Source organism: Oscillibacter sp. KLE 1728 (assembly GCF_934833455.1).
Taxonomy (GTDB): Bacteria; Bacillota; Clostridia; order Oscillospirales; family Oscillospiraceae; genus Oscillibacter; species Oscillibacter welbionis.
This window is the reverse complement of sequence record NZ_CAKVVF010000006.1, coordinates 1-7,807: the sequence shown is the minus strand read 5'-3', so window position 1 is coordinate 7,807 and position 7,807 is coordinate 1. Positions and strand designations below refer to the sequence as shown.

Sequence of the window (7,807 nt, the reverse complement as noted above, 5' to 3'; positions counted from 1 at the left end):
ACTCATCCGGTCCCCTAGGATCAGCGCCCCGGCGACGGTGGCGAACACGGACTCCAGACTCAGCAGCAGGGACACCACCGTGGGGTTGGAGTCCTTCTGCGCCAGGATCTGGAGGGTGTATCCCACGCCGCTGGAGAAGATGCCCACATACAGGACAGGCCCGATACAGGCCAGCAGCCCCGCCCAGTCAGGCGTCTCCATCACCAGCATCAGTCCGGCAGAGAGCACCGCCATCACCAGGAACTGTACGCAGGACAGGGCCACCCCGTCCACCTTCCGGGTAAAGTGGTCGATCAGCAGGATGTGTCCGGCGAAGCAGAAGGAGCACAGCAGCACGTACCAGTCCCCCTCCGTGATGGAAAAGGACTCCTGCACGCACAGCAGATACAATCCCACCACCGCCAGCGCCACACTGAGCCAGATCGCCCGGGGCGCCTTTTGCCGGAGGAAAATCCCCGCAATGGGCACGATGACAATATAGAGGGCCGTGATGAACCCCGCCTTGCCGGAGGTGGTGGTCTCCAGCCCCATCTGCTGGAGGTTGGTGCCCATTGTCAGGACCACGCCGCAGCAGATACCGCCGATGGCCAGATCCCGCCAGGAACCGGGCCGGGCCTGGGCCTCCTCCTGAAAATCCCGCCGCCGCAGGCAGCGGAACACCAGACACAGCACCAGCAGAAACACAAAGGCCACCGCGCTTCTGGCGGCGGTGAAGGTGAAGGGACCCACATGGTCGGCGGCCACGCTCTGGGCCACGAAGGCGGTGCCCCAGATCAGAGCCGCCAGCACGGGGAATACATTTTGACGGATGTGGTTGACTTTCATCAGACTTGCTCCTCACCAGGATCTATGCTATACTTTTGCAAACTCCCGCAGATTTGATGTCCGGGATCAAAAGCCGCGAACAAATAAAAATTTTAACACAACGGGGCGGAAATGGCAAGACCCGGTTCCTCCCCGAGAAAAGGAGGCGGCCCATGCTGCTGTTTGACATGGACGGGACGCTGATCGACTCCAACGGCGTCTGGAAAAACGTGGACCGGGAATTTCTGGCCCGGCGGGGCATTGCGTACACCCACGCCTATTACGAGGGCGTAGCCCATACCATCCTTCCCCTGGCCGCCAAGTTCACCAAGGAGTACTGCCACCTCACGGAGTCCTGCGAGGAGATCATTGCCGAGTGGATGGAGATGGCCAGGGACGCCTATGCCCATGTCACGGTGAAGCCCGGCGTCCGGGCGTATTTAAAGCAGTGCCGGGCAGAGGGCCGCCGGATGGCGGTGGTGACCTCCAGCGTGCCGGAGCACTGCCGCACCGCCCTGACCCACCTGGACCTGATGAAGTACTTTGAGGGTGTCACTCTGGCCCACGACCTGGGGTTGGAGAAAAAGGACCCGGCCCTGTGGCGTGCCGCCGCAGAGCACTACGGCGTGGCACCGGAGGACTGCACGGTGTTCGATGACAGCCTCTCCGCCTGCAAGGGCGCCAGGGCTGCAAAGATGCGGGTGGTGGGCGTTTACGACGGTTTCTTCGCCCAGGACGAGGCGGCCATGCGGGGATTTTGCGACGTGTATATCCGGAGCTTTGAGGAGCTGCTGCTCCCGCCCCGGCAGGCACTCCGCCCATGAGCGGCCTGCCTGAGGCCCTGGAGACGGCGCGGGAGGCCGGAGAGGTGCTCTCCGCCGCGGTCCTTTCCCAGGAAAACGCCGAGGGGCTGGACGGCTCCGGCCTGGACTTCCGGGACTGCCGGTTCCAGTCCTGCCGCCTGCGGAACTGCGATTTCACCGGCGCAGCCTTTTACGGCTGCACCTTCACCGGATGTCTCCTGGAGAACTGCCGCCTCTCCGCCACCTATTGGAAGGACTGCCGCCTCTCCGGCTGCAAATGGGACGGCGCGGACCTGCGCCGCTCCCGGTGGAAGGACAGCGTTCTGGAGGAGACTCTGCTTCGTTATGTCAACTTTTCCGGCGGCGTCTGGGAGCGTATTTCCGTGAAGGGATGTGACTTCACAGAGTCTACGCTCTCGGAGATGCGGCTGAAAAAAGCTGCCATGGAGAAGACGGACCTGACCGGGGCGGAGCTGTTTCGCACCAGCCTTGCCGGCATGGACCTGACGGCCTGCACCCTGGACCGGATCGTGCTGTCGGAGACCTGCCGGGAGCTGAAGGGCGCCGTCATCAACGCCGCCCAGGCCGCGGTGGTGGCCCGGATTCTGGGCATCCGGGTGGAGCTGTAGGGGGGTGCATCTGTCCAGCCGCAGGCATGGCTGATCCCCGTGCAATGGACCGGATCTCCCACCCCCGATCACACACAAAACACCAGGGCCCGCCGTTTTCGGCGGGCCCTCTGCTGTTCAGATTGCTTTCTGCTGGCCAATCACGTCCCGGCACCAGGCAAACAGCCGGTCCGTGAGGGCTGTCAGGTCCTCCCGGCACTCCCCTGCTTTCAGGGCCTGGGCAGTTTGCAGAAGCTCCAGGTCCTGCCCGGTCAGGTGCTGTTCCAGGTCTGATCTCCGGCGGCAGTAGAGCCCCTGCTCTGCATACAGCTTGGCCTGCAGCAGGAACACGGCGGCCTTGCAGGCCTCCGCCACCGCCTCCCGGCTTCTGCCGTGGAGAAAGTTATGGCAGCACAGGTGATACAGTCCGCAGACCCCCTGATGGAGGGCCCGGCGGGCGTCCCCTGGCTCCTCCGGCGGCAGCAGGTCCGCAAGGCGTCCGCACCAGTCGGTGGTGTCCCGGCGGAACTGGAACAGCTCCCCCCGGTCCCAGGCCGCCAGCTCCGCCGTACCGGAGACGAAGCCGCACAGCTTGTCCCGGTCCGGCAGGTCCTTCACGGCTGCCCGGTAGGTCTCCAGGTCTTGCAGAGAGCAGCTGTCCAGAATGCACACCACGTCGATGTCGCTGTCCGGTCCGGCTTCTCCCCTGCCCCGGCTGCCCTGGAGGCCGATGTACCGCACCCGGTCCCCAAAGGCGGCCCGGACGGCCCCGCAGTATTGCTTCATCCAGTTTTCGATCTCCATCATCACAGTTTCCTCATGTGGGCTCCCGCGGATTTCAGCATCAGCTTCTTTTTGCCCACGGTGTCAAAGGCCACTTCCGCCAGGGCGTCGCCGCCCATGGGCCGGACAGAGAGCACCATGCCCTTCCCGAAGGCGGTGTGCTCCACCATGTCCCCCTGCTGTAATTGCAGCAGGGGCGCCGCCGGGGCGGCGTTCTTCCGGGTGGAGGACGCCTGCTGGACAGAGGCCAGGGGCCGCTGGGGCGCCTGGGCCGGGGCCCGGTAGCTGTGGACGCCGCCGCTGCTCCAGGAGCCGCCGGCGCGGGCGGGGGAGCTGCCCCAGCCGTCCTCGTACCGGTCGCCGCCGAAGGTGCCGTCGTGCTCCATACCGCCGAAACGGGGCTCCGGCTTGCTCTCCCAGCGCATGTTCTCCTCCGGGATCTCTTCCAGGAACCGGGAGGCCCGGTTGGCGCTGGTACGGCCGTACAGCATCCGCTGCCGGCAGTTGGTGAGGGTCAGCTTCTCCTTGGCCCGGGTCATGGCCACGTAGCAGAGCCGCCGCTCCTCCTCCAGCTCCTCCTGGTCGTACTGGGCGGAGGCGCCGGGGAAGATCCCCTCCTCCATCCCCACCACGTACACCACCGGGAACTCCAGCCCCTTGGCGGAGTGAATGGTCATCATGGTGACGCAGTCGTCGCTGGCCTCCACGCTGTCCAGATCTGTGTACAGGGCAATCTCGTTCAGGAAGCCGGAGAGGGTGGCGTCCTCCGGCTGCTGCTCCAGGAAGCCCAGGATGTTGGATTTCAGCTCCTGAACGTTCTCGATGCGGCCCCGGCTCTCCATGTCGTTCTTCTCCTCCAGGGCCTTTACATAGCCGGTCTGGTCGCAGACGGCGTCATAGAACTCCGGTAGGGCCAGCTCCGTGCCCGCCCGCCGCAGGCCGTCGATCAGGTCCGCGAACTTCAGCAGCTTGGCGGAAGACGCTTTCAGCTCCGGGAACAGGTCCGCGTTGCGGATGATCTCGTACAGCGACGCCCCCTGGCTCTCCGCCAAGGCGCCCACCTTGTCCAATGTGGTGGCGCCGATGCCCCGGGGCGGGTTGTTGATGATCCGCCGCAGCCGCAGGTCGTCCAGGGGGTTGTTCAGCACGCACAGATAGGCCAGCATGTCCTTGACCTCCGCCCGGTCGAAGAACTTCATGCCCCCCACTACTTTATAGGGGATGCCGTTGCGCTTCATGGCGTATTCCAGGGCGTTGGACTGGGCGTTCATCCGGTAGAGGACCGCCGTGTCCCGGAAGTTCCTGCCCCGGTTCACCCCCATCAGGATGTCCCCGGCCACGTAGTTGGCCTCGTCGCTCTCGTTGAAGGTGGTCTTGACCGTCACCACATCGCCCCCGCCGTTGTCGGTCCAGAGGGTCTTACCCTTGCGGCCCTGGTTGTTCTGGATGACGGCGTTGGCCGCATCCAGAATGTTCTGGGTAGAGCGGTAGTTCTGCTCCAGGCGAATGGTCCGGGCGGTGGGGTACTGCTCCTCGAAGTTCAGGATGTTTTCGATGTTGGCCCCCCGGAAGCGGTAGATGGACTGGTCGTCATCGCCCACCACACAGAGGTTTTTGTACCCCCCCGCCAGGAGGCTTGTCAGCAGATACTGTAAGTGGTTGGTGTCCTGGTACTCGTCCACCAGCACGTAGCGGAACTTGCGCTGGTAGTAGTCCAGCACCGACCGCTCCTGCTGCAGTAGTGTTACCGTGTGAAAGATGATGTCGTCAAAGTCCAGGGCATTGGCGGTGCGGAGCTTCTTCGCATAGGCGGCATAGATCTTGGCGATGCGGGTCATCTTCCAGTCCCCCGCCGCCTCGTACCGCTTGGCAAAGTCCTCCGGCGTCTCATACTGGTCCTTGGAGTGGCTGATGGCGGCCAGGACGCTCCGGGGCGGGAAGGTCTTCTCCTCCAGGTTCAGCTCCTTCAGAATGTCCTTGATGACCCGCTTGGAGTCGTCGGTGTCGTAGATGGTGAAGTCCTTGTCGAACCCCAGCCGGTCGATGTCCCGCCGCAGGATGCGCACACAGGCGGAGTGGAAGGTGGAGGCCCAGATGTCGTTGGCCTCCGGCCCCAGCCGGGCGGCCAGCCGGTCCTTCAGCTCCCCTGCCGCCTTGTTGGTGAAGGTGATGGCGATGATCTCCCAGGGCTTGGGCGCGTCCAGGGCGCAGAGCCGCCGGGCCCGGCGGACGTCCTCCTCCGTGGGCCGGGCGGGGAAGCTCTCCAGAAATTGAAGATCCTCTTCCGTGGCCCAGGCCGGCACCTCTTCCGAATCGCTTCCCCGGCCGTAGGTCAGCAGGTTGTACACCCGCTGGATCAGCACCGTGGTCTTGCCGCTGCCGGCGCCCGCCAGCAGCAGCAGCGGACCCTCCGTGGTCATGGCAGCCTGGCGCTGCATGGGGTTCAGCCTGGATAAGTCCTGGGCGATGACCGCCCGGCGGGCGGCAATGTAGCGTTGTTTGAAGTCTTCCATAAGTCCACCGTTCTCCATCCGTCTCAAAAGTCTCGGCCCCTATTTTACGGCAAAATCCCCTTCCGGTCAAGGCGGGAAACGGCTGTTGCCGGTTTGCCGCTTTTGTTACCAATTTGAGGTTGACAAATGTCTACCTATTTGATATGGTCCAATCAGAAGACCAGGTAGACACTCGTATACCATGGAGGTGAGACTATGCAGGTGAACCTGTCCGACAGCGAGTGGAAGCTGATGAACCGGCTGTGGGAGCAGTCCCCCCGGACCATCATGGAGTTGACGGCCTCCCTGAAGGAGGACACAGGCTGGAGCAAGAACACGGTGATCACCATGCTCGCCCGGCTGGAAGCCAAGGGGGCCGTCCGGCACGAGGAGGGCGGCCGGGCCAAGCGGTACTTCCCCGCGGTGGACCGCGAGGACGCCGCGGCGGCGGAGACGGAGAGCTTCCTCTCCCGGGTCTACGGCGGCAGCCTGGGCCTGATGATGAGCGCCATGGTGGAGAGCCGCCAGCTGACGGAGGCGGACATCGCGGAGCTGTCCGCTATTTTGGAACGAGCGGGAGGCGAGGAACATGCGTGAGATCCTGTTGACATCTTCCGTGCTGATCCTGGCGGTCCTGCTGTTGCGGCGGGCCTTCCGGGACCGGATTTCCCGCCGGGCCCAGTATGTCCTGTGGGCGCTGGTGCTGGTGCGGCTGCTGGTGCCGGTGAGCCTGCCGGGAGCGGACTTCTCCGTCCTGTCGGCGGCGGAGCCGGTGGGCCGGACAGTGACGGAACGGCTGGAACAGCGGGAAATTTACAGAGTGCCGCTGGCCCCCTCTCCCATGGGGACAGCGCCCCAGGTCACATCCCCCGCACCTCAGATAGAGGGAGGCGGCTCCCCCTCCGGGGAGGCGGCCGCGCCCTCCGGCGGGGAGGAAGCCTTTTCTTACCCGGTCATCCGGGAGCGGGTGGTGACGGCGGCGGACCTGCTGACGGTCCTCTGGCTGATCGGCATCGCCGCCATGGCGGTGTGGTTTCTGGTGACCAACCTGCGCTTCTGGCAAAAGCTCCGGAGGACGAGGGCGCCCTATGCCGCGGAGAACTGCAGGTATCCCGTCTATCTGGTGGAGGCGGGTCTCCCCTCCCCCTGTCTGTTCGGACCTGTCCGGCCCGCCATTTATCTTACCCCCGCCGTTGTCGCCTCTCCGGAGCGGCTGCGGCATGTGCTGGCCCATGAGACCGCCCACGCCCGCCATCTGGACCCGTTGTGGTCGCTGCTGCGGAGCGTGTGCCTCGCGGTGTACTGGTTCGACCCTCTGGTGTGGATCGCCGCCGCCGTCTCCAAGGCCGACGGGGAGCTGGCCTGCGACGAGGCCGCCATCCAGGCCCTGGGAGAGGGCGAACGCATCCCCTACGGCAAAACGCTGCTGTCCCTGATTCCGGTGCGGACGGGTCCCGGCTCTCCCCTGCTGTCCGCCACCACCATGACGGCAGATAAGCGGCAGCTGAAGGACCGGATCGCCCGCATCGCCCAGGGACAACAGACCCGGGCAGCGGCTTTGTTTCTGGTTCTGGCGCTGGCAGCGGGCGTCTGCGCCGTCACCTTCACCGGGGCCAAGGCGGATGGGGAAACCGGCGGTGTCCGCTCCCTCACCGGCGACGAGCTGGCGTATTTTAATGAGGAGTTCTTCAATCAGGAGGGTACTTACAGCATCCGCAACCAATTTTTGAACTCCCTGTACGAGAAGCCGGAGGACATCGACCTCTTTGAGCTGTTCTATTGCGGCACGGGGATCGACGCGCCTATGACCGATGAGGAGCTGCGGCAGGTGGGCAGCTTTGACACCGCAGGGGAGCTGATCTGCCCTGTGGACAAGATGTCCGTGGAGGCCATCAACCAGGTGCTGCTGGAGAACACCGGCCTCACGCTGGAGGAGACGGGGCGGATCGGGATGGACTACTTCCAGTACCTCCCGGAGTATGATGCCTACTATCACAGCCACGGGGACACCAACTACTTCTCGGGCGTCAACATCACTGCCGGGGAGCGGGTGGGCGATACCATCCGGCTCTACTACGACGACACGTTCCATGTTGACGGCTGGAAGTGCGTGACACTGGAAGAACAGGCCGACGGCTCCTACTGGTTTGTCTCCAACCAGCCCAGTGAGCGGCCCGCCATCCCTACCGTGTACCCGGAGGGGGAGCCGGTGCTGACCATTCCGCTGACAGACCTCACACCCTATGAGCCGGAGACCATGGAGGTCATTCGGCACCGGAATGACTGCGCCGAGCGTGGCCCCGGCTATATCATGCAC

At 64.5% G+C, this 7,807-nt stretch carries 7 protein-coding genes; 4 read left to right on the top strand and 3 right to left on the bottom strand.

Going from position 1 to position 7,807, the window contains the following annotated elements; translation table 11 throughout:
• On the bottom strand, positions 1–825 hold an 825-nt coding region (locus tag QVE23_RS01180), incomplete at its 3' end, for a DMT family transporter (RefSeq protein ID WP_502919051.1).
• Between the two features lie 152 nt (positions 826–977).
• Between QVE23_RS01180 and QVE23_RS01175 the strand changes: the two genes are divergently transcribed.
• Positions 978–1,628: an HAD family hydrolase gene (locus QVE23_RS01175; RefSeq protein ID WP_287967452.1), complete on the top strand. Its 651-nt coding sequence runs from the start codon at positions 978–980 to the stop codon at positions 1,626–1,628.
• Positions 1,625–2,236, top strand: coding sequence for a pentapeptide repeat-containing protein (locus QVE23_RS01170; protein ID WP_287967451.1), 612 nt, complete (start codon positions 1,625–1,627; stop codon positions 2,234–2,236). Before QVE23_RS01175 ends, QVE23_RS01170 begins: the two co-directional genes overlap by 4 nt.
• Before the next feature lie 117 nt (positions 2,237–2,353).
• On the opposite strand, the gene QVE23_RS01165 is transcribed toward QVE23_RS01170, so the two are convergent.
• Positions 2,354–3,022, bottom strand: coding sequence for a nucleotidyltransferase domain-containing protein (locus QVE23_RS01165; protein WP_287967450.1), 669 nt, complete (start codon positions 3,020–3,022; stop codon positions 2,354–2,356).
• A complete protein-coding gene (locus QVE23_RS01160) occupies positions 3,022–5,511 on the bottom strand; it encodes an ATP-dependent helicase (RefSeq protein WP_036631046.1) in 2,490 nt (829 codons plus the stop codon). The genes QVE23_RS01165 and QVE23_RS01160 overlap by 1 nt, the downstream gene beginning before the upstream one ends.
• A gap of 195 nt (positions 5,512–5,706) precedes the next feature.
• Between QVE23_RS01160 and QVE23_RS01155 the strand changes: the two genes are divergently transcribed.
• Both QVE23_RS01155 and QVE23_RS01150 read left to right on the top strand, forming a co-directional pair.
• Complete coding sequence (locus QVE23_RS01155) at positions 5,707–6,087, top strand: BlaI/MecI/CopY family transcriptional regulator (RefSeq protein WP_021750656.1); 381 nt, start codon at positions 5,707–5,709, stop codon at positions 6,085–6,087.
• The coding region (locus QVE23_RS01150) for a M56 family metallopeptidase (protein ID WP_287967449.1) at positions 6,080–7,807 on the top strand (1,728 nt) is incomplete at its 3' end. The genes QVE23_RS01155 and QVE23_RS01150, both read left to right, overlap by 8 nt.

Bases quoted from the DNA above. Each gene is read 5' to 3' on its own strand.
- QVE23_RS01170 (WP_287967451.1), top strand. From the start codon at position 1,625: ATGAGCGGCCTGCCTGAGGCCCTGGAGACGGCGCGGGAGGCCGGAGAG.
- QVE23_RS01165 (WP_287967450.1), bottom strand. From the start codon at position 3,022: ATGATGGAGATCGAAAACTGGATGAAGCAATACTGCGGGGCCGTCCGG.
- QVE23_RS01160 (WP_036631046.1), bottom strand. From the start codon at position 5,511: ATGGAAGACTTCAAACAACGCTACATTGCCGCCCGCCGGGCGGTCATC.
- QVE23_RS01155 (WP_021750656.1), top strand. From the start codon at position 5,707: ATGCAGGTGAACCTGTCCGACAGCGAGTGGAAGCTGATGAACCGGCTG.
- QVE23_RS01175 (WP_287967452.1), top strand. From the start codon at position 978: ATGCTGCTGTTTGACATGGACGGGACGCTGATCGACTCCAACGGCGTC.